Origin of the sequence: Planococcus sp. 107-1 (assembly GCF_021513255.1) — a bacterium.
GTDB lineage: Bacteria > Bacillota > Bacilli > Bacillales_A > Planococcaceae > Planococcus.
On the sequence record NZ_CP090977.1, the window covers coordinates 1,857,993 to 1,881,800 of the forward strand.

The 23,808-nt window shown below is 45.1% G+C and carries 25 protein-coding genes and 1 pseudogene; 10 read left to right on the forward strand and 16 right to left on the reverse strand.

Annotation, left to right across the window (positions count from 1 at the left end; all coding sequences use genetic code 11):
• Positions 1–29: 29 nt before the first annotated feature.
• From L0M13_RS09830 to L0M13_RS09850, 5 genes and pseudogenes are all read left to right on the forward strand, one after another.
• Positions 30–620: a YkoF family thiamine/hydroxymethylpyrimidine-binding protein gene (locus L0M13_RS09830; RefSeq protein WP_235196332.1), complete on the forward strand. Its 591-nt coding sequence runs from the start codon at positions 30–32 to the stop codon at positions 618–620.
• Position 621: 1 nt separating this feature from the next.
• Positions 622–1,202, forward strand: a pseudogene (locus L0M13_RS09835) (ECF transporter S component).
• Positions 1,189–1,353, forward strand: coding sequence for a hypothetical protein (locus L0M13_RS09840; RefSeq protein ID WP_235196333.1), 165 nt, complete (start codon positions 1,189–1,191; stop codon positions 1,351–1,353). Before L0M13_RS09835 ends, L0M13_RS09840 begins: the two are co-directional and overlap by 14 nt.
• Positions 1,350–2,624, forward strand: coding sequence for an ABC transporter ATP-binding protein (locus L0M13_RS09845; RefSeq protein WP_235196334.1), 1,275 nt, complete (start codon positions 1,350–1,352; stop codon positions 2,622–2,624). Before L0M13_RS09840 ends, L0M13_RS09845 begins: the two co-directional genes overlap by 4 nt.
• On the forward strand, positions 2,605–3,357 hold the full coding sequence (locus L0M13_RS09850) for an energy-coupling factor transporter transmembrane component T family protein (protein WP_235196335.1): 753 nt from the start codon (positions 2,605–2,607) through the stop codon (positions 3,355–3,357). Before L0M13_RS09845 ends, L0M13_RS09850 begins: the two co-directional genes overlap by 20 nt.
• A 200-nt stretch (positions 3,358–3,557) precedes the next feature.
• Here L0M13_RS09850 and L0M13_RS09855 read toward each other — a convergent pair whose 3' ends face one another.
• The 4 genes from L0M13_RS09855 to L0M13_RS09870 form a co-directional block, all read right to left on the reverse strand.
• Positions 3,558–4,382: a GNAT family N-acetyltransferase gene (locus L0M13_RS09855; protein WP_235196336.1), complete on the reverse strand. Its 825-nt coding sequence runs from the start codon at positions 4,380–4,382 to the stop codon at positions 3,558–3,560.
• Between the two features lie 66 nt (positions 4,383–4,448).
• Positions 4,449–4,865: a sporulation protein gene (locus L0M13_RS09860; RefSeq protein ID WP_235196337.1), complete on the reverse strand. Its 417-nt coding sequence runs from the start codon at positions 4,863–4,865 to the stop codon at positions 4,449–4,451.
• A gap of 61 nt (positions 4,866–4,926) precedes the next feature.
• Positions 4,927–6,114 (reverse strand): AI-2E family transporter, encoded by a 1,188-nt coding sequence (locus tag L0M13_RS09865; protein WP_235196338.1) that lies wholly within the window; start codon positions 6,112–6,114, stop codon positions 4,927–4,929.
• A gap of 60 nt (positions 6,115–6,174) precedes the next feature.
• Positions 6,175–7,122, reverse strand: coding sequence for an LCP family protein (locus tag L0M13_RS09870; protein ID WP_235196339.1), 948 nt, complete (start codon positions 7,120–7,122; stop codon positions 6,175–6,177).
• A 181-nt stretch (positions 7,123–7,303) separates the two neighbouring features.
• Here L0M13_RS09870 and msrA point away from each other — a divergent pair, with 181 nt between their 5' ends.
• On the forward strand, positions 7,304–7,840 hold the full coding sequence (gene msrA, locus L0M13_RS09875) for a peptide-methionine (S)-S-oxide reductase MsrA (protein WP_235196340.1): 537 nt from the start codon (positions 7,304–7,306) through the stop codon (positions 7,838–7,840).
• A 58-nt stretch (positions 7,841–7,898) separates the two neighbouring features.
• Here the strand turns inward: msrA and L0M13_RS09880 are convergent, their stop codons facing one another.
• Positions 7,899–8,594 (reverse strand): YjjG family noncanonical pyrimidine nucleotidase, encoded by a 696-nt coding sequence (locus L0M13_RS09880; RefSeq protein WP_235196341.1) that lies wholly within the window; start codon positions 8,592–8,594, stop codon positions 7,899–7,901.
• 24 nt (positions 8,595–8,618) lie between these two features.
• Complete coding sequence (locus L0M13_RS09885) at positions 8,619–9,803, reverse strand: MFS transporter (protein ID WP_235196343.1); 1,185 nt, start codon at positions 9,801–9,803, stop codon at positions 8,619–8,621.
• 89 nt (positions 9,804–9,892) lie between these two features.
• Here L0M13_RS09885 and L0M13_RS09890 point away from each other — a divergent pair, with 89 nt between their 5' ends.
• Positions 9,893–10,126, forward strand: coding sequence for a hypothetical protein (locus tag L0M13_RS09890; protein WP_052651512.1), 234 nt, complete (start codon positions 9,893–9,895; stop codon positions 10,124–10,126).
• 108 nt (positions 10,127–10,234) lie between these two features.
• Positions 10,235–11,842 carry an ABC-F family ATP-binding cassette domain-containing protein gene (locus L0M13_RS09895; RefSeq protein WP_235196344.1) on the forward strand — a complete coding sequence of 536 codons (1,608 nt, stop codon included), beginning with the start codon at positions 10,235–10,237 and terminating at the stop codon, positions 11,840–11,842.
• Between the two features lie 282 nt (positions 11,843–12,124).
• Here the strand turns inward: L0M13_RS09895 and L0M13_RS09900 are convergent, their stop codons facing one another.
• The 4 genes from L0M13_RS09900 to L0M13_RS09915 form a co-directional block, all read right to left on the reverse strand.
• The gene (locus tag L0M13_RS09900) at positions 12,125–12,601 is read right to left on the reverse strand and encodes a YkvA family protein (protein WP_235196345.1); all 477 of its coding nucleotides are present in this window, start codon (positions 12,599–12,601) and stop codon (positions 12,125–12,127) included.
• A 44-nt stretch (positions 12,602–12,645) separates the two neighbouring features.
• Positions 12,646–12,888, reverse strand: coding sequence for a cold-shock protein (locus tag L0M13_RS09905; protein ID WP_235196346.1), 243 nt, complete (start codon positions 12,886–12,888; stop codon positions 12,646–12,648).
• Between the two features lie 176 nt (positions 12,889–13,064).
• Complete coding sequence (locus L0M13_RS09910; RefSeq protein ID WP_052651506.1) at positions 13,065–13,265, reverse strand: cold-shock protein; 201 nt, start codon at positions 13,263–13,265, stop codon at positions 13,065–13,067.
• 202 nt (positions 13,266–13,467) lie between these two features.
• Positions 13,468–13,764 carry a DUF1033 family protein gene (locus L0M13_RS09915; protein WP_235196347.1) on the reverse strand — a complete coding sequence of 99 codons (297 nt, stop codon included), beginning with the start codon at positions 13,762–13,764 and terminating at the stop codon, positions 13,468–13,470.
• A gap of 200 nt (positions 13,765–13,964) precedes the next feature.
• Here L0M13_RS09915 and L0M13_RS09920 point away from each other — a divergent pair, with 200 nt between their 5' ends.
• Together L0M13_RS09920 and L0M13_RS09925 are read left to right on the forward strand one after the other, a co-directional pair.
• Positions 13,965–14,666, forward strand: a complete 702-nt coding sequence (locus L0M13_RS09920) for a 5-bromo-4-chloroindolyl phosphate hydrolysis family protein (RefSeq protein WP_235196348.1) — start codon at positions 13,965–13,967, stop codon at positions 14,664–14,666.
• Positions 14,638–15,819, forward strand: a complete 1,182-nt coding sequence (locus L0M13_RS09925) for a toxic anion resistance protein (RefSeq protein WP_235196349.1) — start codon at positions 14,638–14,640, stop codon at positions 15,817–15,819. Before L0M13_RS09920 ends, L0M13_RS09925 begins: the two co-directional genes overlap by 29 nt.
• A 58-nt stretch (positions 15,820–15,877) precedes the next feature.
• Here L0M13_RS09925 and L0M13_RS09930 read toward each other — a convergent pair whose 3' ends face one another.
• From L0M13_RS09930 to L0M13_RS09955, 6 genes are all read right to left on the reverse strand, one after another.
• The gene (locus tag L0M13_RS09930) at positions 15,878–17,731 is read right to left on the reverse strand and encodes a vWA domain-containing protein (protein WP_235196350.1); all 1,854 of its coding nucleotides are present in this window, start codon (positions 17,729–17,731) and stop codon (positions 15,878–15,880) included.
• A 9-nt stretch (positions 17,732–17,740) separates the two neighbouring features.
• Positions 17,741–18,595 (reverse strand): AAA family ATPase, encoded by an 855-nt coding sequence (locus tag L0M13_RS09935; RefSeq protein ID WP_397443537.1) that lies wholly within the window; start codon positions 18,593–18,595, stop codon positions 17,741–17,743.
• A gap of 65 nt (positions 18,596–18,660) precedes the next feature.
• Positions 18,661–18,858 (reverse strand): DUF6501 family protein, encoded by a 198-nt coding sequence (locus tag L0M13_RS09940; protein ID WP_052651494.1) that lies wholly within the window; start codon positions 18,856–18,858, stop codon positions 18,661–18,663.
• 56 nt (positions 18,859–18,914) lie between these two features.
• Positions 18,915–19,514 carry a DedA family protein gene (locus L0M13_RS09945; RefSeq protein WP_235196352.1) on the reverse strand — a complete coding sequence of 200 codons (600 nt, stop codon included), beginning with the start codon at positions 19,512–19,514 and terminating at the stop codon, positions 18,915–18,917.
• A gap of 94 nt (positions 19,515–19,608) precedes the next feature.
• Positions 19,609–20,880 (reverse strand): 2-oxoglutarate dehydrogenase complex dihydrolipoyllysine-residue succinyltransferase, encoded by a 1,272-nt coding sequence (gene odhB, locus L0M13_RS09950; protein ID WP_235196353.1) that lies wholly within the window; start codon positions 20,878–20,880, stop codon positions 19,609–19,611.
• A 90-nt stretch (positions 20,881–20,970) separates the two neighbouring features.
• A complete protein-coding gene (locus L0M13_RS09955; protein WP_235196355.1) occupies positions 20,971–23,793 on the reverse strand; it encodes a 2-oxoglutarate dehydrogenase E1 component in 2,823 nt (940 codons plus the stop codon).
• Positions 23,794–23,808 lie beyond the last annotated feature (15 nt).

The following is a 23,808-nucleotide window of genomic DNA, read 5'->3' on the forward strand; positions in this document are numbered from 1 at the left end:
TTTGTGCACATTTTTAGGAGGAATTCAATATGGAACCATTGCAATGCGGCACTAGCCCGATTGTCGGATTTCGCTTTTCGCTTCATCCGATGACCGGCGATTTCATTAAAATCATCAAAGGGGCACTGAATGAAACAGACACTTCGAATGTCTGGATGCATACAGACGACGTCTCTACGGTGATTCGCGGAAAACAGAATCATGTCTTCAACGTCGCAAAAGCACTAGCTTTGCATGCGGCAAAAACCGGTGAACATGTCGCGCTTTCGGGCACTTTTTCCATCGGCTGCCCCGGCGACTCGGCGGGAGATGTGTATTTGGAAAAATCGGATGAATTGTTGAACACAGATACCACCAAGCAATATGTCTCTTCTCAATTTGCGCTATATCCAATGAACAACCCGGATTATATGGCGGTTATTTACCGTGAAGTGGACCGTGCAAAAGAACAAGGTGTCTTTAATGATTCGATGCATTACGCAAGCGGCATTCATGGCGATATTCATGAGGTCTTTGCCTTTTATGAAGAAGCATTTACAAATGCCCGTTCAGAAGAGCATCGCCATCTCGTCATGACGGTATCGATGAGCATCAATAGCCCATCACACGGAGGCAAATAAAATGCTGACATCGTGGAAATTAAAAGAAGTCGTGTTAATGTCTTTATTTGCGGTCGTCTTCGGTATCGTTTATTTGGTATTTGTCCACGTTTCGAACATTTGGGCGGCTGTAATCGGTCCGCTCGCCTATGAATGGATGTTCGGGATCTGGTTTATCGTTTCGATCATTTGCATGAACATCATCCGAAAACCAGGAGCCGCGGTGTTATCGGAATCGATGGCTGCAGCGATTGAAGTGCTGCTTGGGAACGCGGTCGGCCCCTGCCTCCTATTGTCTGGCATTGTACAAGGCCTAGGCGCAGAAGCGGCTTTTGCCATAACTGGCTACAAGCATTTCAATGTTGCTGTGCTGATGCTTGCCGGCGCCGGTTCCGCCGTCTTCAGTTTTGTATACGGCTATTTCATTTCAGGCTATGCAGCACTCGACCCTTCTTTTGTCGCTTTGATGTTTACCTTGCGTGTGCTCAGCGGCATGATTATTGCTGGGATCGGCGGAAATTCATTTCGGATGGCCTGCTTGCGACGGGTTCGCTTCGCGGCTACGCCATTTCTCGTTCGAAGAAAAGTGATGCCCGTGCATGAAGCCGTTTTTTCACTTAGACAGATTGGCTTCCGTTTTCCAGACGACGAACAGCCGACCTTGTCTGCTATTTCCTTTGATATCCATAATGGAGAACGCGTTGTCATTTCAGGGCCAAGCGGCTGCGGAAAAGTACGCTTCTTTACCTCTTGAATCGCTTATACCCGCTTAATTGCGATGGAGAGCTCACGGGCAGCATCCGGCTTTTCGGGAAAGACGCTGAGTCGTATGCGCCGGGTGAAATCAACCGCCGGGTCGCAACCGTCTTTCAAGATCCCGATTCCCAGTTTTGCATGCCAACGGTTGAAGAAGAATTGGCTTTCACCTTGGAGAATCTGCACGTTCCCCGTGAGAACATGCAGACTAGAATTACCGAAATTTTAAAGCTGACCGGTTTGTCAGCTCTGCGGCATGAAGTGATCCAATCCTTATCTGGCGGTACGAAGCAGCGAGTTGCAGCTGCTTGCGCGTTAGTTATGGAACCTGAAGTGCTGCTATTGGACGAACCGATCTCGCATTTGGATCCCGTGACTGCGAAAGAGTTTATCCATTGGCTAGACCGGCTGCAGCAAGACTTGAATTTGACAATTGTTGCCGTAGAGCACCGGCTCGACTTATGGGATTCTTTTTTCAGCCGGGAAATCCAATTAGATCGCTCCGGCTGTTTTATCAGCGACAAAATAGCCAGTGTCCGTTCTCCTGTTTCATTGCCTGAACGAGTTTCGTCAATGGGTTCAGAAATCATTCTGAAGGCTGAAGAAATTGCAGTAAAGGCTAATGGAAAAGAACTCATGACCGGCCTTTCGTTTACTGCCCATAAAGGTGAAATCATGGTCGTTGCCGGTCCAAACGGCAGTGGAAAATCTTCGTTATTAAAGGCATTATGCGGAATATACCCGCTTGATGCCGGGAGCATCCAATCACCTGGAGTCGGATTTGTGCCGCAGTCCCCAGAGTATTTATTCTTAGAAAAAACCGTAGCGAAAGAACTGGCGTTTTCAGGCATTGCAACTCCAGAAGAATTGGACGATTTGATGGACCGGCTGCGCTTGAAGGAAATCCAATACGACCATCCGTTTTCAGTCAGCCATGGTCAAAAACGCCGGGTCGCAACTGGTGCGATGCTTGCCGACCGGCGCACGGTTGTTTTGATGGATGAACCGACTTCAGGCCAGGACGCAGCTGCGCTTCTAGAGTTGCATCGAATGATTGCTGAACGGTCAGACGAAGGCGCCACGTTCTTAATCGTCACGCACGATATGGAATTTGCAGCAAGTCTCGCCGATTCCCTCCTGCTGATAAAAGACGGGAAAATGACCGGAAAATACCCTGCTTATGAAGTTTGGAAAAATACAGATTTGCTCGCTGAACACCATTTGCTTCCGCCGAAAGGAGTTGTACAGTTTGCAAAATCTTTTGCATGACATGAACCCTTCGCTAAAATTTGTTTTGGTGACCCTTTCGATGTTCGCCATCGCTTTTTTCTTCAACCCTTGGACTCCGTTCTTTTTCTGGGTCGGCGTACTGCTTATGCAAGTTTTCATGAGCATAGTGAACTGGAAAACCTGGTCTTTGTTTATGCTCCCTTTTGCTTTAGGTGCATTCGGCTATTTATGGACGACCATCGTTTTTGCTGCTGATACAAGCGGCGAAGTCATCTGGTCATACTTAGGATTTCAAGTGACTGCTGATCAATTGGAAACTGCGCTGTCGCTCGCTTTTCGTGTGATGGCCTTCTCTACCTTATCGCTGATGTTTGCTTTCACGACCGATCCTGTGAAATTCATCATGAGTTTGATGCAGCAGATGAAGCTGTCACCCAAACTTGCGTATGGCGTTCTGGTTGGCTATCAATTCCTTCCGGTAATGAAGGACGAGTTCAACCAAATCCAGCAAGCTCATCGACTCCGCGGAGCTGAAGTCGAAAAAAATGCCTTGCGCCGTTTGCTAGGCATGCGGAAAGTCTTGATTCCGATGCTTGCCGGAGCTGTCCGCAATGCAGAGCGTTCCGCTTTTGCAATGGAAGCACGTGGTTTTACGGGTGAAGCAAGATCTGAATATTTCCAGGTGATTAAACTCCAAAAAGCGGATGCAGCTATGACGGCTATTTTTGCTTTTCTATTAATTGTCAGTTGCTCTGCCGGGTTTTGGTTTTAATTTTTTGAGGGCTTCTTTATTGAAGCTCTCTTTTTCTTGTTGCGGATTTTGTTTTTTTATTAAATCCTTATGTAGTTTATTACAATTGATTTTGGAAAGCCATTTTTCGAAAAGAATTAGAAAAATTTGATGGCTGTTTGTTGTTTATTTAGTTGAATTCCTTATGTAATTTTCTACATTTGCACTCAAAAAACCGCCCATTATATTAATGGCGGGCTTTTGAGTACGGCTCGCTGGTACATCAGTGAAAAGCCGTTCTTTTCCATACTGCGTGCTGATGAATTTCCCGGTTTGGTCGTTACCGTGATAAATTGACAGCCCGCCGCTTTTGCGAACCGGATGCGTTCTTCGATTAAGCGATTTTGGTACCCTTTTCCCCTGTATGGTTTGATGGTAGCCGTTAAAAACAGTTCTGCCAGGTTTTCCTTGATGGCGACAGTGGCTCCCGCTACATTCTCAGCCCCTTCTTTTAATAGAAAAGCTGTATTGCCTGGCACTTCCCAAAATGCGCGGACCGACTCCATTGCTTCTTCTGTAACTGTATGGTCCTGTGAAATGCCAAGGGCTACCGTCCATGCCCAATCGTAAGAATGGTAATCGTCCACTTTTAGGATTTCTGAAGTTGAATTTTGATCAAACCGCGCGGTTTCTTTCCAATTTGCCGTGTCCAATACCCAAACAGACAGAAAATGATCGAAGGTATAGCCCTTATTCTGCAGCAAGTGAATAAAAGCTTCATCGCTAAAAGGGGTAATTTCCAAGTGTAGATGTGCCGCTACATTTCGAGCGACAAGTTCCGCTTCCACGGATTCAAGATCCGGTCGTTGAACAGGTTCACCTAAACCGAACCCGAGGCCGTAGCAATAATCCGGTGTGTAAAAAATAACCCCTTTTCCTTCGGCAGTCTGATAATTCCCATTATAGAAGGAGGCATTTTGCCTTTGGATCTCCATATACTGTTTTGTTCCGCCAATCTTTAATTCTTCTATCGCTTTTGCCAGTTGTAGATCATTAACGGCTGCCATACATCATCTCTCCAATCAAAAAGGCACTTGAATTGTTGAAACAATTCAAGTGCTCGTTTTAGTTTGCTATTCTTGCAGCCCATAAGTGATTTCATCTTCGTCTTGGGCATTGACGCCGTTCTTGATATGGACAACCGTCCGCAAGATCAATTTCGATTTTGGCATATCCAGTATCCAGCGTTCGTCCGGAACAATTTCAAATTGCTGCATGACGGTTTCTTTCGATTTTACAGAGCCTGCAAACTCTAAGGTCTGCTTGGCGACTGTTTTTTCAATCATATCAAAATCGCTGTCTTCCCGGTAATCTTCAATCTGTTTCAATACATTCAATTCAATAAAGTCAATATCTTGATCACTTTCGCCGCCAGTGAAATAGACAGTGCCATTCAATGTTTCGCCTTCATCTAGATGCGGCCTTTCAACTACGGTTTCGATTTGCATCGACCCAATGCCGATAGAAGATAAAAATTGTTTGAAATTCATACATGGAAACCCCCAACTCTTAATAATCTTTCTATACCACTGCCGTTAATTTCTCAAACTGTTAGTGCAACTCGGTGTAATCGTATTTATTTTCAAGAGCCGGTTCATGACGATTGTACCGCCGTTTGAATAATTTATAAAGATGCGATACCAATACGCGCACCAAGGCATACATCGGTATCCCTAAAATAACGCCGGCGATGCCGAACAAAGAACCTGCTGTCAGCAAAACAAAAATAATCGTCACCGGGTGGATAAACATCGTTTTGCCCATGACTTGCGGCGATATCAAATTGCCTTCCACCAGCTGGACCACTGTCCAAACGATCGCAAGCTTCACGAGCATGAACGGTGAAGTGACTAATGCGATTATCGCTGCAGGCGTAATGGCGATTGCCGGCCCAAGATACGGAACCACACTCGTGACCATTGCGAGAACCCCGAGCAGCAACGCATAATCCATGCCGATGATAAGGAATCCGATATAGATCATGACTCCGATGCAGAAGGCTACAATGATTTGGCCTTGTATATATGCGCCAAGCTGTTTGTCCGCTTCCGACAGCACTTCACGTGTGTCTTGGCGCAAACGAGGAGGCAATAGCTTCACAAAATACTCCGGGAGCTTTTCTCCATCTTTCAGGAGGTAAAAAAGAATAAATGGAACAATCACGACGGATAAAATGACGGAAGTAATCGTCGAGATCAGTCCTGTTACGCCGGAAATAATGCTCGTTACGGTATTCTGCAGCGTATCTGTAATATTCCCCGGCAAAGTCGCCACCAATTCCTCAATATCAAAGCTCGATCCCATATAATAATCGCCTATGTAAGATGTACGTAAAAAGGCATCCAAATCCGTTAAAAGCTGCATGAAGTAATTCGGAAATTCCATGATCAAGTTTTGGAATTGAGTCTTCAAAAATGGAAATACCAATACGACCAATAAGGTAATGAGCCCGATGAGCCCAAGGAAAATAATCAAAATCCCCCAGATGCGCGGTATTTTAAACCCTTCCAGCAGCCGCAGAATCGGGCGCAGAAGATAATACAGGATCAGCGCCAGCACGACCGGCAGCACGACGGTTTTCATGAAGACGCTTAAAGGGTTGAAAATGAAAGAGACTTCCCGGAAGATAAAAATCACCAATCCGAGAAGTACAAGGGCAATCAAAGTGAAAAGCGTATTCGTTCCACCTAGAAAGCGAATAAAATTCGTCGAAAAAAAAGATTGTTTTTCCGGTTCCATTCCCACTCCTACTTTCTGAAATATTTCTCTATCTATCAGTTTAACATATTGTCAGACTATTCATTTCAGAGTTTGTGATAAAAATTCGGACAAAGCTTGTCTGTTCTTTTCCATATCAAGTTCCAATACAGAACCTGCATGTGAATAAGAACCGTAGCTATAGCCATCTTTTACGGGAATGGTCAGGCGATCCAAATCGCTGCCGCCGTTCAACGCAAGCTGCATCGCTAATTTCACTTGGTCCGTTGAGGGAATGTCCGTCTGGATATAGCCTTGGACCGCTCCTGCAAGTTTCGGGTATTTCGGAATTCCTGACACGCTGATCAATTCTTCTTTCATCGCTGACAGCACTTGCTGCTGGCGGCGCACACGGCCAAAGTCGCCTTCATTATCCGCACGGAAACGGGCATAGCCGAGTAGTTCCTTGCCGTTCAAATTATGTGTGCCTTTCGTTAAGGTAACACCGATTTTTTCGGACATGTCTTTTTCCACTTCGATTTCTACACCATCCGGCGCTGCAATATCAACGAGTTGTTCGAAGTTTTTAAAGTCGATCAATGCATAATGCTGAATTTCAATGCCGAACATGCCGCGAAGTGTATCAGCCAGCAAATCTACCCCGCCTAAATAATAAGCGGTATTCAGCTTATACGACTGGTAGCCCGGAATGTCTGCATAGATGTCACGCATGAACGAAGTCAACTTCACTTCATCGGTCTTTTTATCATGCGTCATGAGCATCATGGTATCGGTACGCGATTTTTCTTCTCCGCGTGTATCGATGCCCAGCACCAAAACATTCTCAAACTCATCATTTTCCGGATCGCCATTGAATGTAACTGGAATTTGCTCTGTATTTTCAGCTAGCTTGCTGCCGTTTTGAAATTGGATAAACACATAAGCCCCTATCGCTAGAATTGCAATGAATACTAATAGGAGGAGTCCACGGAGGCGGAATCGTTTTTTCTTGCGCCGGCCTCTCCTGGCTTGTTGGCGTTCTTCTTCCATAATCTACACGTTCCTTTCTAAATCGTACCTTACATGAGACGCCTAACCTGTTAAATAGGTTTCTGTTTCATTAGTATAAACATATTTATTGTGCGGAAACAGTGGGAGTGTTAAGATTTTTTCATATTCACTGCTTGGATTTGAAGAAATTCATCCCGATGCAACGAGAGGAGAAAACGATATGACAGAAAAAGCGACATTTGCAGGCGGGTGCTTTTGGTGCATGGTCAAGCCATTCGACCAGTTCGACGGCATCGAAAGCGTCATTTCCGGATATAGTGGAGGGCATGTTGAAAACCCTACATATGAACAAGTGAAGTCTGGAACTACCGGACATTTAGAGGTTGTAGAAATCACTTTCCAACCCGAGATCTTTTCCTATGAACAGCTGCTTGAGATTTTCTGGCAGCAAATCGATCCAACCGACAATGAAGGGCAATTCCAGGACCGGGGTCCGTCCTACCGTCCGGCTATTTTTGTCCACAATGAAAAACAGCGCGAATTGGCTGAAAAGACAAAACGCGAGCTTGATGAAAGCGGCCGATTCAAGAAACCCGTCGTCACAGAAATCCTCGATGCGGTTCCGTTTTATGCAGCTGAAGATTACCACCAAGATTTCTACAAAAAAAATCCCGACCATTATACGGAAGACCGCAAACAATCCGGGCGCGACGAATTCCTGGATGCTGTCTGGGAGCAAGACAAAGTGAATCAGTAATAAGAAACGAGCTGTTCCTCATCGGAACAGCTCGTTTTCTTGTTTCTTCTATATCGTATTAGTTGTTAAGCCCTTTGACGATTTCTTCCACTTCCAATAAGGAATGGACTTCGTAGGTCGGTTTTATCCCGGTTTCATTATTATTATGGTATGGGTTAAACCAGCAGGTCGCAATTCCGTAATTATTGCCGCCGCGGATGTCTGAAGAAAGGGAATCTCCGACAATCAATGCTTTCTCTTTCTCCGCCCCTTCCAGTTTTCCAAACGCATAGTCAAAAATTCCAGGATGCGGTTTCTGGAATCCGGTTTCTTCCGAGACGATGATTTGTTCAAAAAGATCGGCAAGCGGTGAGTTTTGAAGCCTCATCTTCTGTACTTGGCCAAATCCGTTAGTGATGATGGCGAGTCGGCAGCCTTCAAGTGATTGGCATAACTCTACCGCGCCTTCAATGAGATGCGTTTCGTTGCCAAGATGCGTTAAATACGATTGGCTGAAAAGCTTCGGATCAACAGTCAATTCGTGGTGTGCAAATAGACGCTGAAACCGCTCGACTCCAAGTTCCGGCAACGTAAGCGTTCCTTCTTCGAGATCTTCCCATAATACATTGCTGATTTCCCTGTAGCTGGAATGGTAATCTGCGAAGCCAGTCGGCATTTTATAATCCATAAAAGTATTATGTAAAGCTGCTTTTTCAGTGGCCGGAAAATCGAGCAATGTATCGTCAATATCAAATAAAACTAATTCATATTTCATCATCTATTTCTCCTTTATGCGGATTCAAGTTGTTCGTTCTTTTTTTCTCTTGCTTAAAAGAATGGCTAATACAGCGAGCAGCACAATATAGCTCATAAAGAGAATTAAAGTAAGGTCATGGCTGCCGAACCGGTCATAAAAGAAGCCTACCGAGAACGGCATGATGCTGGAAATGACATATCCTCCCCCTTGGATCATCGAGGTCCAGCTGTTTACATCATCAGCCCGCTCGTTTTCATCAAGGGGCATCAGTAAAGCGATTGGGAACAAGCCGCCCAAAGTGAAACCGAGGCAGATGGCCGCAAGCCAAACAAGCGCCAGATTATCCATCATCAACAATCCAATGCCTGCCGCTCCAAAAAGCAAGCTGACAATGGTCCAAAATAAACGGCTCGGAAATTTCGCTAAAAGAGCTGGAATCGATAAATTCCCAACCAATTGAACTGAAGTCATGACAGTGAGAACGGCACTCGCGGCCAATACCGTCATCCCTTTTTCAATGAGTATCGGTGCAAGCCAAGTGATCATCGAGAAAAACAAAGCCGATTGAAGCCCGAAAAAGACCAGCATATACCAGGCGCGCCGATTTTTCCACGGAGAATTTCCTGGCCCCACCGTTAAATCGTGTTCCAATCCTTCGTTTTTCGGTTCATTGACCCGGAACCAAAGTATTAAAGCGATTACCGCCAGAGCTCCCCAGCTTGCAAGCGCAAATGGCCAATTGACCCACGTGTAGAATACGCCCGTAAAACCGGTCGATAATGTAGCACCAAGCCCTAATCCGAAAGAGTAGACGCCGATCAAAGCCGTTGTTTTCGTCGGGAAATTCCGCTTGATCATCGCAGAAATTAAAGGGCTAATGATGGCGATCGACAATCCGATGAAAAAGGAACTCATCAAAAGCACCGCAAATGACGGAACAAGTCCGCGCACAAACGTCAAAGCTCCGATGACCACGACCAAAAATGCCACTGAGCGCTTCATGCCGAATTTCCGGTTGAAGACAACTGCGAGCGGCGCGAACAAGCCCATGCAAAATACCGGAATAGATGTCAGCAAACTGACTTGGGTATTGTTTAGCCCTAAATCCACTCGGATAATTTCAAGCAGCGGGCCGACAGATGAAATGGCCGGCCTCAAATTCAACGACACAAAAAAGATGGCCATCACCATCAAGCCAAGCGCCGATTTCTTCTGTAAAGCGGTCATAATGTTATTCCCCTTTCTTTTAGGGTATATACAAACTTGTGTTCCCCGCAAGAATTTATTAAAATGAAGGTTGAAAGGCGGGTCAACCAATGAAACTCGTAAACTGGAGTTACGCAAAAAGATATAATATCAAAGCGATATTCGATGAATTTCCACACGTAGTTGTGCTATTCCGGCAAATTGGCGGCTATTATTTCATCTTTTCGATGAAAGGCCTGACAAAAGAACATATTCCAGAACGCAAAGATTATGTGAAGATGGAGTATTTGCTGAACAAAGATCTCGGATTGCTTGATGCCTATAAATTACGCAAATACAAATAAATCATGCAGACTGCTTTAAGTTTATCCCAGACCGCAAGTGATTGCTATCGATTTTAATGCGATTCATGGTATACTCTTCTTATTGTGAAATTTAGGAGGTACGTTTAAATGATAGCTGTAAATGATGTAAGTCTTCGCTTTGGCGACCGTAAACTTTTCGAAGATGTAAATATTCAATTCAACCCTGGCAACTGCTACGGATTAATCGGTGCAAACGGTGCGGGCAAATCCACGTTCATCAAAATCCTTTCGGGTGATTTGGAAGCGCAAAGCGGAAATGTGTCCATGGGTTCAGGCGAACGCCTTGCTGTACTCAAGCAGGATCACTTCGAATACGAAGAACACGCAGTTCTTGAAACGGTCATCATGGGCCATAAAAAACTCTATGAAATCATGGCTGAAAAAAATGCGATTTATATGAAAGAAGATTTCTCCGATGAAGATGGAATGCGCGCTGCCGAACTTGAAGGCGAATTCGCTGAATTGAACGGGTGGGAAGCGGAATCTGAAGCGGCGATTTTGCTTCAAGGCCTTGGCATTTCCGAGGACCTTCACGATAAAAAAATGGCTGAACTTTCCGGTTCGGACAAAGTAAAAGTATTGCTTGCCCAAGCTTTATTCGGCAAGCCGGACGTCCTTCTTCTGGATGAGCCGACGAACCATTTGGACTTGAATGCCATCAAATGGCTGGAAGAGTTTTTGATCAACTTTGAAAACACCGTTATTGTCGTTTCGCATGACCGCCACTTCTTGAACAAAGTCTGCACGCATATCGCTGACCTTGATTTCGGCAAAATTCAATTGTACGTAGGAAACTACGACTTCTGGTATGAATCAAGCCAATTGGCTACTCGTCTTGCGAGTGACCAAAATGCGAAAAAAGAAGAGAAAATTAAAGAGCTTCAAGCGTTTATCGCGCGTTTCTCTGCGAATGCTTCTAAATCGAAGCAGGCAACATCGCGTAAGAAAATGCTCGATAAAATCGAACTTGATGATATCCGCCCTTCTTCCCGCAAATATCCGTTCGTCAACTTTACAATCGGCCGCGAAATCGGAAACGATGTTTTGACGGTAAGAGATGTTAGCCAAAAAGTGGACGGCAATCAATTGCTGAATAACATCAGTTTCAATATGAACAAAGAAGATAAAATCGTCTTGATCGGCGATCCGCTTGCAAAATCAGCGCTTCTCCGCATTTTAGCTGAAGAAGACGAGCCGGCAACCGGTTCGATTTCTTGGGGTGTAACCACTTCCCGTGCGTATCTGCCAATCGACAATACGGCTTATTTCGAAGGCAGCGAGCAATCCCTAGTGGATTGGCTGCGCCAATATTCACCAGAAGACGAAAGCGAAACCTTCCTTCGCGGCTTCCTCGGCAGAATGCTGTTCTCCGGCGAAGAAGTGAAAAAGAAACCTTCTGTCCTTTCCGGTGGCGAAAAAGTGCGCTGCATGCTTTCAAAAATGATGCTTTCGCACGCGAACGTCTTACTGCTTGATGAGCCGACGAACCACTTGGACCTAGAATCCATCCAAGCGCTCAATAACGGGATGATCGCCTTTAAAGGCGCGATGGTCTTCACATCACATGACCATCAGTTTATCCAAACCGTTGCGAACCGCGTCATCGAAATCCGTGAAGACGGAACCATCCTTGATAAGCAACTAGGCTACGATGAATTCCTTGAGTGGAAAGAAGCTCAAGGCATCACAAATTAATTTATGATTTAACCGCCTCTCTTCATAGAGAGGCGGTTTTTTATGCCGCGATACTCAAATGAATGAGTTATGCGCGTTCAGATGAATTTGCGCGCGGTTAAAAAGAAATAAGCGCGTTCGTGCGAGTTTGCGCGCGTTCAAAGCGAAATGCGCTCGCTCAGGAGCATTTGCGCGCTCCAGTATATTACGCCTCTTCCCTCCACCCAACGATGCGCCAAAATAAAAACTGCAGGCAAACCCAAATTCACGGATTTGCCTGCAGTTTAAACTTACTATCCTATTTTATTTCATGAAACGCTTCACCAAACGGCCTGCCGGCAATTTGGAAACGAATTTATTGCCTGAATTGGATATGCCGCGGACAACGGACAAGAGTTCGTCATCACCAGCCCAATGCTCTTCAATGACTTCAATCGGGAATTTATTGAGCAGTGTATTGATGACAAAAACAGCTACTACCACGTCATCCAGGAAACCGCCCGGTCCAACAATGAATTCCGGCAAAAAGTCAATCGGTGCGATAAAGTAAAGAATCCCGGCGCCTACCATGCCCTTGTTCTTAGCATCGATCCGGCTGTCGAGCATCAATTTCGTCAGCAAATGGAAAAGATCTGGCGCAAATAGAATATATTTGCTGAAGCGGCTCAGCGGTCCGGACTTGTTTTCTAGCCAATGCTCGATTTTGCTGCGCAAATTTTGATAAAAGTCCTTCTGCTCATCTGTTGATGGCAGTGGTTTCTTTAAATATGCATCCGTCATAGACTAATCTCCTTTTTGTAACTGAATTTTTGACACGAGTGAGTTTAGAAATCCATCGTGATGTTTGTTGCGATTCTTTCTTTTCCCGGTGCGCCATCCACCGCGATGAAATTAACGATCATGCCTTCTTTGAAATTCGAAACGTCATCTGTATCCGTATGCTTGGCATGGGTGAAGAACATCTCCCCATTATCGCCCTTTATATAGCCAAAGCCTTTTGCTGTGTCAAAAGAGACGACAACGCCTCTTAAGTCTTCGGTTCTCTGCATATCGTTTGATCCTGCCATTCTATTCCCTCCTATTTAAGTTCATCTATCCCTATCTCATTTATACCCATAACCCGTCATTTTTTAAACAATAGCTGGTTTTCAAATCCACTTAAATAAAACTTATAATTCTGAATAAAAAGAAATTATTTACAGACAAAAAAAGAACCGCCCATCAAATGAGCGGTTCTTGGAGATTATAGTTTAGTAACATTTGTAGCTTGAGGTCCGCGGTTGCCTTCCTCTACTTCAAACTCAACTTTTTGTCCTTCGTCAAGCGTTTTAAAGCCTTCGCCTTGGATCGCTGAGAAGTGAACGAATACGTCATCTCCGCCTTCAACTTCGATAAAACCGAAACCTTTTTCTGAGTTGAACCATTTTACTGTACCTTGTTGCATGTGTACTACCTCCTGTAGATAAAAAATTTGCAATATGGAATTTCCATAAAAAAATTCACATATTCAAAAAAGTACCATAACGTGCTGATCACTTTTTTGAATAGGTGAATAGCTGTTGCTGGTGAAATCTAATTTTTAACTTCGCTGAAACCTTAGTTCTATATATTCATTATAGCAAGTAAATTAGAAAAGTCAAATAAATCTAAAAACTTTTTATTGGGCTGCCATTTTCAAGCCAAAGTATGCCATGATACATCTGCATGTCGTCATCACATGATTCGCAATACTCAATTTCGCCTTCGCGCCAAAAAGTAGCGAACGCTTCTTCCCGGATTTCACTTTGAGGATACTTCCCTTTTAACTGTTCCACTAATTGATTCCGGTATGTTAGGGCTTCAATTTTACGGGCGAAGGTTTTTCTGAAAACAACTTTCTCTTCCCATTCTTCAAACATCCACCAAGGTTCAAACTCCGCTTTCATATAAATTACTTCATGCATGGACCGGCAACTCCATTTCTCTACTATGCATTTTGCCAAATTTTTAAGCGCTTGTCCAGTATTTCGAATCTTTTGGCGCTCAGCCCGCAAAGTTTGTATTGCCCTTCCCTTCGCTGTAAAATATAAGGTAGACAAGCAAATAAGTGAAACTTTTTGCATATTGAAACGTATTATTGAGTAGCAGTAAAGGAGGAATTCCGATGAAGGCTTTTGAAAACTTCATAAAACGGCAAACCATCAGCCTGCCGCTTATGACAGTGATGTTCCCGGTGCTGTATATGGGTGCTGAAATCGGCCTGATCGCTTCAGGGGCAGTAGCAGCCGGAACCTATATCGCCAGTAATACGACCGTCAAACAAATACAATTCTCCTCCGATTCCAAGAAACTCGGAATGACCCGGAGCGAATATAAACATATCCGCCATCAAGTAAAAGAAGCAAAAAACAAAATCAAACAGCTCCAAGGAAATTATTACCGTGTGCGCTCCATTGCATCATTCAAGCAATTGATGGAATTGACCCGGTACTCGAATAAAATCTTGCAGCAAGTCCAATTGAATCCCCGGAAATTTTATCTAGTGGAATCATTCTTTTATTCCCATTTGGATACGGCATTGGAATTGACCGAGAAGTATACGCTTCTTGTCGGCCAGCCGGTAAAAGACCGGGAGTTGAAAATTGCACTGCAGGATACGCGCGAAACACTTCGGTCGATGACCAGTGTAATGGAACGGGATTTGCAGAAAGTGCTGTCCATGGACGTGGAGAAACTTCGGATGGAACTTGATTTTGCCCGGTTGACGGTAGACCAGCACAATAATCAGAAATTGCTCGTGCAAGAAGCGCCATCAGACAATGAAGGAGACGTGGAACATGACACAAAATCGATCGAATCAAAGTGAATTGGATGATTTGCTAGGCAACCCATTCGGCATGGAACCTATGAAAGAAGAAGTGAATTTGACAAAACGCGAAGACGGCCGCCCCGTCGCTTTAATGGAACGTCTGACTAAAGACGAACAGGAAAAAGCGCGTGAACTGGCCAAGCAGATTCCTGCAGGCAATTACGAGGCCATTTTAACTTATGGGGCCAATGCCCAAAATCAATTGGGGCAGTTTTCGCATAAGATGCTCGACCATGTGCAGCAAAAAGACATCGGGCCAGTTGGCGATGTTCTCCATGACCTGATGAAAAAATTGCAGGAATTGAATCCGGAAGAACTTTCCCAGGAAAAACGCTCTGGCCTCCGCAAATTATTCGCTAAGGCAAAATATTCCGTACAGGAAATGATGACAAAATACCAAAAGCTCAGCACACAAGTAGACCGTATCAGCGTCCAATTGGACCACTCGAAACGCGGGCTATTGGAAGACGTTCAAATGCTTGAGCAATTATACGACCAAAACAAAACCTATTTCCAGGCATTGAATGTCTATATCGCTGCAGCTGAACTAAAACGCGATGAAATTCTCAACGAGACCATCCCTGCCCTGCGAAAAAAAGCGGAACAGTCGAATGACCAAATGGCTTACCAGGAAGTAAACGATATGGCGCAATTCTTGGATCGCTTGGAAAAACGGTTGTATGATCTGCAGTTATCCCGCCAGATCACCATCCAAAGTGCACCGCAAATCCGGATGATCCAGCAAACAAACCAAACCTTGGCTGAGAAAATCCAGTCTTCCATCATGACTTCGATCCCGTTATGGAAAAATCAGATCGCCATCGCTTTGACGCTGAACCGCCAGATGAAAGCGGTCGAAGCACAAAAGCAAGTGACTTCCACGACCAACGAATTGCTATTGAAGAACTCAGAGATGCTGAAACTCAATTCAATTGAAACCGCTAAAGAAAATGAACGCGGTTTGGTTGAAATCGAAACGCTTAAACAGACGCAGGAAAATCTTTTAACTACCATTGAAGAAACATTGCGCATCCAAGCGGAAGGACGCAAAAACCGCAAAGCGGCAGAAATTGAAATTGGCCGCATGGAAGAAGACCTAAAGCAACGGTTATTGTCCATCCAAGACGATCGTGAAGGCAACCGCCCATAAACTTTAAAAAATCCCCGGAAGCACACCGCTTCCGGGGATTTTTTATCTCTGCCACAGATCAGCCCGACTGGATCACTAAATGCAATGTCCGTTTCAGCAAGCGCAAAGTCTGCTCTACAAATTGCTCCAAAGAATCTGCACTGACTGATTTATTGCCGTACATCATCTGATAAAACGAAGCTTGCTCTTCAGAAATTGCCTCGCTGCTCAAAAACAGATGAAGCACTTCGATGGCGCTTTTTTTCGCCTCTAAAACAGCGTTTGCCGTATCCACTACACCGTTCTCAGCATAATCATAGGCAGATGGCTCACCATCTGAAAAGACCAGTAAAAAGCGGTGTTTTTCGGTTCGCTGCTGAAGGCGTTCCGTCATCCATCGGATCGCAAAGCCATCCCGGTTGTCTTCATGGGCTTCCAGCGAAAAAATTTCCTGCGCATGGTCGCGGCTGCCATCTTCAAATTTATGCATCCATTCGAAATAATTGGGCTGGCTAGCTTCACTTGCTTCGTAGGCGTCTTCATAAAACAAGACGATTTCATGCGGAACATTGAGATTCCGCAAAACATCATGGAATAACAAGACCGCTTGCTTTGTTTCCTCTAATTTGTCCACCATCGAAGCAGAACCGTCGATCAACAAGCAGAACACCGCATCCAATTCTTTCGAAGGCGCCGTTTTGCGGTAAAAAGGTTTGGGACGTTCTTCAATAAGCAAAGGCAGTAAATTTCTCGACAGCCTGCCCGCATTCAAATTCCCTCTCGGCTCTTGCCTGCGCTGCGTCATTCTCTTTTTCAACTCTTTTAAAAGAGCCCGTACATATGGCGCTTGCTTTCTTCTCCATCCTTCAATGTCATGCCGGTGATCACCAGACAATTCAATCCGTTTTTCCGTATATTCGACCGCCGCGTTGGTGGAACCGAATTTCCCTGCGGCTTTTTTCGGTTTATCTTCCATCTTCCGGTCGTTTTCATCGTTATCTGCAACATGTTCTCCTGCAGAGTTTCCTTGGGCAGTTTGCTCCGGTTCCCCGCTGCCGTCGTCTTCCCTGCCGCCATCCGCTAGCTGCGAGTCGCCTTTATCCAGTTCGAATTCCATGGCAGGAGAGGCATCGATTTCGGTTTCCCGGTGCCACATCTGGAACCACTCTTCAATGGTATCAATGCTTTCCTCTTCTTTTGATGCTTCTGTTTCCATCCCGTCGTAATAGCGGAACGGCGGAACTTCATCGATCGAGTCGCCAAATGTATAATAGCTGAGCACCATGTCATCATGGAGTAAATATTCAAGGCGTCCCATGAGGCTATCTACAACTGCCCCAGAGTCGGCAGTCGACTTCGCATCGAACATTCTTGACCAGAAGAAGAACAGTTCGCTATAAGTTTCGTGCATTTCCACAGATTGGCCGCGAAGCGCCAAAAAAGCAGCATTTAAAAATGCCTCGGCTTTAAAGCCTTTTTGCATATTTTGACGGTACTGGTCTTTATGGTATTCGATATAGACACTTTCCCGAACCGCAAAAGCTTCACGGGTTCCAGGCCGTTCTCCGCTAACCTGCTCAATCAACCGGAACTCCTCAGAACAGAGGAGCAATTGCTGCCGCATATGAGGCAAAACGCTTTCTTCCTGCAGAAATCGCCGCCAACTGCCCAAATTGAAATGGCGCCAATAACCTGCCGCAAGCAAATAAATATCGGATAAATAGCCATTTCGCTCTATTTGCCTTGGCCGGTGGCGCCAAAACACACTGATGGAAAGCGCGGATTCGGACGGTCGGAACTCCAGCAGTTTGCGTGTGGTCACTTTCAGGAAAGGGGCATCTGCAAGCGCCCCTGCCAGCATTTCCATCTGATGCAGCAATTTCGTATCGATGGTTTCATTGTTAAACTGAATAAATCGATTGACAGATGCCATACTTCACACCTACTTTTTCCACGTATTTGCGAGATCCATAAACAAGTCGCGTTCGCTTTCATCTTCGAGCTTCTCAGCTATCGCATAACGGACCGCCCGCAGCGGATCCATATGCTCTGCCAGCGCAGTGGCATCGAGCAAGCTTCTAATGGAAGCTGCTTCTTCTGACAATAGCCCATTTTGAACTTGTTTCATCAAGTCCGATGCCAAATCGAGCATAAAAGTTTTCAAGCCGGAATTCGCATCCGGAAATTCACGGTCCCATAATTGCTGCAATTGCTCCCCCGTCAAATACGGGATCGGGTACGCGATAAAGCGGTTTTTTAATGCTTCATTCATCGGGGCCGTTCCGATATAGCCTTCGTTTATAGCGGCAATCACCCCAAAATCAGGATGTGCTTCTATCACTTCTCCTGTAAAAGGGTTGGTCATCATGCGGCGATAATCCAATACGCTGTGGAGGATCGGCAAGGTTTCCGGTTTTGCCATATTGATTTCGTCAATATAAAGGAAATGGCCATTTTTCATCGCTTTTACGACCGGGCCTTCCACGAATTCAATCTGGCTTTCCCCATTTCGCTGCGTTAAAGTTTTAAAGCCTAAGAGCGCTTCTGCATCCAAATCAACCGAACAGTTGATGCTTTGCATCGGCTGGCCAAATTGGGCTGATATGCTTTCAGCAAGCTTTGTTTTTCCTGCGCCCGTCGGCCCTTTCAGCAATACCGGCTTCTGCAGAACGACAGCTGCCAATATATCCTGCCAAAGATTTTCGTCCGGAGCGATATACCCTCCGGCCGCAATCAATTTTGTGTCATCGCCATAATCTTTGCCCGTTCGATTTCTTTTATCAATTTCCTGATCCATTAAAGCCATGTATTCTCCCTCTTTTCAAAGAAAAAAACCGATGAGCTGGCACCGGCTTTCATCCATTATTCAAAATAAGTTTTGTAAAATCCGCCAACTTTGCCCGTATTGTCCACGACAAAGATGAATTCTTCCGTTTCATTTTTCACTTCGTATGTTTTGCCTTCAGTCAAAACATTGGAAACCAAAAATTTCGCTGCATTTGTATGGGTACAGGTTACTGTACGGATTGTCTCTTTTGTCAGCCATTCGTTGTGAATCACATGCCTCATCCTTTTCTATATGTCTACCTTCAGTATAAGGAAAAAACGATAAAAATTCAATTGCGCTTATTGCTGCCGGTTTTCTTGCTCCAAAGCAAACGGACCGACACCAGCAAAACGACAATTACAGACAGCGCAATGAAAAACATCTGGAGGTTTTCAAGGATGGATTGGTAGGCGTATGGAAACGTCCGTCCGATATTGAAATAAACAAGCATCCAGATAAAGCCAGCCGTATAGGCATAAAGCATATACGATGCGAAAGGATAACGGTTCGCACCGACAACATACGGCATAGCCCACCGGATTCCTGGCAAAAAGAAACTAAACGAAATCGCTAATGGTCCATGCTTTTCAAGGAACTCTGAAAAACGGGAAATCACGCCTGCTAGCCGCGTGCGATTTAACCGGTGTATTAAACGGTTGCCAAGCATCCGCCCAATGAAATAAGCGAAGCTATTGCTCGTGATCAGACCCAGATACGCGGAAATAAACGCGTAAACCGGCTTAAAATAACTGACTTCCGTCAAAACCCCAGAAAAAGCGGCAGCCACTTCATTTGGAATCGGCAAGCCGAACAGCAAGAGCCAATTAAAAATGAACATGCTCACATAGCCATATTCCTTCACTAATTCCACAAAAAAACTGATGTCCATGGTTCCCACCGCCTTCAACCGCTGTCTCATCTATCATCGCATAAGAAAAGGGAGCCCTGCAAATGCAGAGCTCCCTTTGTAAAGGAAATACTTCTTAAGATTCTAATAGAAGATCTTCCGGGTTTTCGATTAATTCTTTTACCATTTTCAGGAATCCAACAGAATCGCTTCCATCGATTACACGGTGGTCATAAGAAAGAGCCACGTACATCATTGGACGGATTTCGATTGAATCGCCGATTGCTACCGGACGTTTCTGGATTGTGTGCATTCCAAGAATCCCTACTTGTGTACCGTTCAAGATTGGCGTTGACATCAATGAACCAAATACACCACCGTTAGTGATTGTGAAAGATCCACCTGTCATATCGGCAATTGAAAGTTTTTTATCGCGTGCTTTTTTAGCAAGATCTGCAATGCTTTCTTCAATTTCAGCAAAGTTTTTCTTGTCTGTATCACGGACGATCGGCACTACTAGGCCTTCTTCAGTAGAAACTGCGATACCCACATCATAGAACTGTTTCAATAGAAGATCAGTGCCATCTAATTCAGCATTTACGTATGGATACTTTTTAAGTGCTGCAGTTACTGCTTTTGTGAAGAATGACATGAAGCCTAAGCGAGTTCCGTCATGGTCTTGCTGGAACTTGTCTTTTTTGCGGCTTCTAAGTGCCATAACGTTTGTCATATCGATTTCGTTGAATGTTGTCAACATCGCAGTAGACTGGCGTACTTCAAGCAGGCGTTTTGCGATTGTTTGGCGGCGGCGAGACATTTTCTCGCGCACAATGCGGCCGCTTTCTTCATCTGAAGAAGGAGCTGAAGCTTTTGGCGCTTCCGCTTTTGCTGCTGGCGCACTCGCTGCAGCCGGTTTAGAACCGTGAGCTTCCACGTCTTGGACGCGAACACGGCCCATTGGATCAACTGGTGAAATGGCAGCAAGATCGATGCCTTTTTCACGAGCTAATTTGCGTGCAGCCGGACTTGCAATGGTACGGTCAGTAGAAGATTGCTCTTCAATTGCCGGTGCTTTTTCGTTCGCTTCCATTGTTGCAGGAGCTTCTGATTTAGCTGGCTCTTCTGATTGTGCAGGAGCTTCTGTTTTTGGTGCAGCTGCTGCGCTTTCGCCTGAACCTTCGCCAACGATTGCGATGACTTGTCCAACTTCCACAGTATCGCCTTCTTGCGCCAAATGCTCTTGGACAACTCCGGCTTCTTCGGAAATTACTTCAACGTTTACTTTATCTGTTTCGAGTTCAACGATGAATTCTCCTTTTTCAACTGTTTCGCCTGGTTGTTTAAGCCACTGCGCAATCGTTCCTTCTGTAATCGATTCTGCTAATTCTGGTACTTTGATCTCTGCCACAAAAAATTCCTCCTTAGAATATCCCGTTCTTAACCGTTCATCTTATTGTATCAGACACTGCATGGGAAAAGCTTCCCCTTCATGAAAGGATTATGCTTTTGCCAATGCTGCATCGATAATCCGAGTTTGTTCCGCTTTATGAGCTTCTCCGTCGCCTTCAGCTGGGCTTTGGCGTTTGATGCGTCCGTAATACGAGACGTCTTTGCCTGCAGCGATTTCACGAAGATATGGCTCTGCAAAAGTCCATGAACCCATGTTTTGCGGTTCTTCCTGTACCCAGCCAAGCTCTTTGACATTCGGATAGCGGTCAACAATCGCCTGGATTTTCTCTGCTGGGAATGGGTAAAGCTGTTCAACACGGACAATATGTGCCCAGTCATAGCCTTTTCCATCTTTCACACGTTCAGCCAGATCGATCGCCATTTTGCCGCTAGCGAAAAGAATGCGTTCCACTTTTTTGTCTTTTGTTCCCATTCCAGGCTGTTCAATAACCGTCTGGAAATGGCCCTCTGTCAAATCATCCACTTCCGCCCCTACTAATGGGTGGCGCAATAAGGATTTAGGCGAAACGATAATCAATGGGCGGATTGCCTCTTCGCTCAGCATTTTTGCTTGGCGGCGAAGAATATGGAAATAGTTCGCTGCACTGGACAAGTTGGCTACCGTCCAGTTGTTTTCAGCTGCCATTTGAAGATGGCGTTCAAGTCGAGCGCTTGAGTGCTCCGGACCTTGGCCTTCGTAGCCGTGCGGAAGAAGCATAACAAGTCCGGACTTTTGTCCCCATTTAGAACGTCCAGCAGAGATGAACTGGTCGAACATCATTTGCGCCATATTGGCGAAATCTCCATACTGAGCTTCCCAAATGACCAATGCATTTTCATTTTCAACATTATAGCCATATTCGAATCCTAAAACGGCCGATTCGGTTAATGGGCTATTGTATACGACAAAGGAAGCATTTGCTCCAGAGATATGGTGAAGCGGAACAAGTTCTTTCCCTGTTTTATCGTCATGCAGCACAAGGTGGCGATGAGCGAAAGTTCCGCGCTGCGCATCTTGCCCTGTTAAACGGATTGGATGTCCATCTTGCAGGATGGCGCCAAACGCCAATGTTTCTGCATGAGCCCAATCGATTTTGCCTTTTCCATTAAACGGATCTTCACGGCGTTTCAGAATTCGGGCTAATTTGCTGAATACGGAGAAATCACTTGGCCAAGTCAGCAATTCTTCGTTCATTTTTACAAGTACATCTTTATCGACGCCAGTAGGAACTTCCGGATAGCCGTTTAAGACTGCTTCTGGCATCGTCAATTTCGGTGCATCATCTGTTTTGTTTTCTTTCACACGGTCATAAGCTTCCTGCATTTCTTTCTGTGTATCAGCATCTAATGCTTTCACATCGTCTTCTGAAAGAACTTTTTCTGCAGCCAACTGCTGTCCATATAATGCGCGGACAGTGTCATGCTTATGGACTTCATGGTACATCATCGGATTCGTCACTAACGGCTCATCCATTTCGTTATGACCATAACGGCGGTAGCCGATCAGATCAACCAAAATGTCTTTGCCGAATTTTTCGCGGTATTCAAACGCAAAACGCGCAACTGCGATAACTGCTTCCGGATCGTCTGCATTCACATGGATTACAGGAACTTCAAAGCCTTTTGCAGGATCCGAGGAATAATGAGTCGATCTGGAATCGTATTGCTCCGTCGTAAAGCCGATTAGATTGTTGGCGATTACGTGGATCGAACCACCGGTCTGGAATCCGCGGATGCGGCTGTAGTTTAACGTTTCCGTTACAACGCCTTGTCCTGGGAATGCAGCATCCCCGTGAACCAAAATTGCATAAGCTTTTTTAGAGTCGATCGCAGCAATGCCCTGCTGATTTGTCGTTTCCTGTGCAGCACGTGTTTGCCCTACAACTACCGGACTGACGATTTCCAAATGCGACGGGTTGTAAGCAAGTTTGATGTTCGTTCCTTTAGGTGAAGTATAAGCCGCACCCATATGGTATTTCACATCGCCGAACCAGCCTTTTGTAATTTGGACAGATCCGTCTTCAGGCAGGAAAGCTTCGTCTCCGACATGAGCAAAGCCGGCAAACATCATTTCGTATGGCTTATGCAAAATGTGTGTAAGCACATTTAAACGACCGCGATGCGCCATCCCGATCATGATTTTTTCTGTTCCTTTTTCTTCTGACAAACGAACCAGTTCATCGATCAGCAAGACCAATGTGTCTACGCCTTCAATCGAGAAACGTTTCTGGCCGACAAAAGTACGGTGGACGAATTTCTCGAAACCTTCAACACGAGTCAAAAGATCCAAAACTTCTTTTTTCTTCTCTTGGTCTAATGAAGGTTTGAATTCACCAGCTTCGATTTTCGCTTGAATCCAACTGCGTTCCTGCGGTTGAACTATATGGGAAAACTCGAAAGCGACTTTGTCCGTATAAAGCGATTTCAAATACGCAATGGCTTCTAAACCATTTGAAACATTGTCAGGTGCTTCTGAAAGAAGCAATGAAACCGGCACTTCTCTTAAGTCTTGTTCCGTTAAGCCATACGCTGACGGTTCTAAACGGGAAGTATCTTTTGGCTGGTCATTTAACGGATAAATATCAGACGCCAAATGGCCGTGTGCACGAATCGCTTCTGCTAACTGCACTGCAGCCAATACTTTTCCGAATTTGTTCGGTTCAACAGTCCCTGCTGCTTCAGAAATTTCCTGAGTTGCTGAAGGTTGGCTGTTTTCAACAGGTGGTCCATATTGTTTGAACATCTCCGCAAATTCCGGATCGAGCAATTCCGGCGATTCTTGGTAAATGTCATACATCTCCATGACATAGCCAAGGTTCGGGCCTGTAATGGAACTCCATGGGGATTTTGCATCTGAATAATTGCTAGACATTAAAAAACCTCCAAC

What these genes read in the sequence shown, in the direction of transcription:
- L0M13_RS09830 (WP_235196332.1), top strand. Translation starts at nt 30, where the DNA reads ATGGAACCATTGCAATGCGGCACTAGCCCGATTGTCGGATTTCGCTTT.
- L0M13_RS09840 (WP_235196333.1), top strand. Translation starts at nt 1,189, where the DNA reads ATGCCCGTGCATGAAGCCGTTTTTTCACTTAGACAGATTGGCTTCCGT.
- L0M13_RS09855 (WP_235196336.1), bottom strand. Translation starts at nt 4,382, where the DNA reads ATGGCAGCCGTTAATGATCTACAACTGGCAAAAGCGATAGAAGAATTA.
- L0M13_RS09860 (WP_235196337.1), bottom strand. Translation starts at nt 4,865, where the DNA reads ATGAATTTCAAACAATTTTTATCTTCTATCGGCATTGGGTCGATGCAA.
- L0M13_RS09865 (WP_235196338.1), bottom strand. Translation starts at nt 6,114, where the DNA reads ATGGAACCGGAAAAACAATCTTTTTTTTCGACGAATTTTATTCGCTTT.
- L0M13_RS09870 (WP_235196339.1), bottom strand. Translation starts at nt 7,122, where the DNA reads ATGGAAGAAGAACGCCAACAAGCCAGGAGAGGCCGGCGCAAGAAAAAA.
- msrA (WP_235196340.1), top strand. Translation starts at nt 7,304, where the DNA reads ATGACAGAAAAAGCGACATTTGCAGGCGGGTGCTTTTGGTGCATGGTC.
- L0M13_RS09880 (WP_235196341.1), bottom strand. Translation starts at nt 8,594, where the DNA reads ATGAAATATGAATTAGTTTTATTTGATATTGACGATACATTGCTCGAT.
- L0M13_RS09885 (WP_235196343.1), bottom strand. Translation starts at nt 9,803, where the DNA reads ATGACCGCTTTACAGAAGAAATCGGCGCTTGGCTTGATGGTGATGGCC.
- L0M13_RS09890 (WP_052651512.1), top strand. Translation starts at nt 9,893, where the DNA reads ATGAAACTCGTAAACTGGAGTTACGCAAAAAGATATAATATCAAAGCG.
- L0M13_RS09895 (WP_235196344.1), top strand. Translation starts at nt 10,235, where the DNA reads ATGATAGCTGTAAATGATGTAAGTCTTCGCTTTGGCGACCGTAAACTT.
- L0M13_RS09900 (WP_235196345.1), bottom strand. Translation starts at nt 12,601, where the DNA reads ATGACGGATGCATATTTAAAGAAACCACTGCCATCAACAGATGAGCAG.
- L0M13_RS09905 (WP_235196346.1), bottom strand. Translation starts at nt 12,888, where the DNA reads ATGGCAGGATCAAACGATATGCAGAGAACCGAAGACTTAAGAGGCGTT.
- L0M13_RS09910 (WP_052651506.1), bottom strand. Translation starts at nt 13,265, where the DNA reads ATGCAACAAGGTACAGTAAAATGGTTCAACTCAGAAAAAGGTTTCGGT.
- L0M13_RS09915 (WP_235196347.1), bottom strand. Translation starts at nt 13,764, where the DNA reads ATGCATGAAGTAATTTATATGAAAGCGGAGTTTGAACCTTGGTGGATG.
- L0M13_RS09920 (WP_235196348.1), top strand. Translation starts at nt 13,965, where the DNA reads ATGAAGGCTTTTGAAAACTTCATAAAACGGCAAACCATCAGCCTGCCG.
- L0M13_RS09925 (WP_235196349.1), top strand. Translation starts at nt 14,638, where the DNA reads ATGACACAAAATCGATCGAATCAAAGTGAATTGGATGATTTGCTAGGC.
- L0M13_RS09930 (WP_235196350.1), bottom strand. Translation starts at nt 17,731, where the DNA reads ATGGCATCTGTCAATCGATTTATTCAGTTTAACAATGAAACCATCGAT.
- L0M13_RS09935 (WP_397443537.1), bottom strand. Translation starts at nt 18,595, where the DNA reads ATGGATCAGGAAATTGATAAAAGAAATCGAACGGGCAAAGATTATGGC.
- L0M13_RS09945 (WP_235196352.1), bottom strand. Translation starts at nt 19,514, where the DNA reads ATGGACATCAGTTTTTTTGTGGAATTAGTGAAGGAATATGGCTATGTG.
- L0M13_RS09955 (WP_235196355.1), bottom strand. Translation starts at nt 23,793, where the DNA reads ATGTCTAGCAATTATTCAGATGCAAAATCCCCATGGAGTTCCATTACA.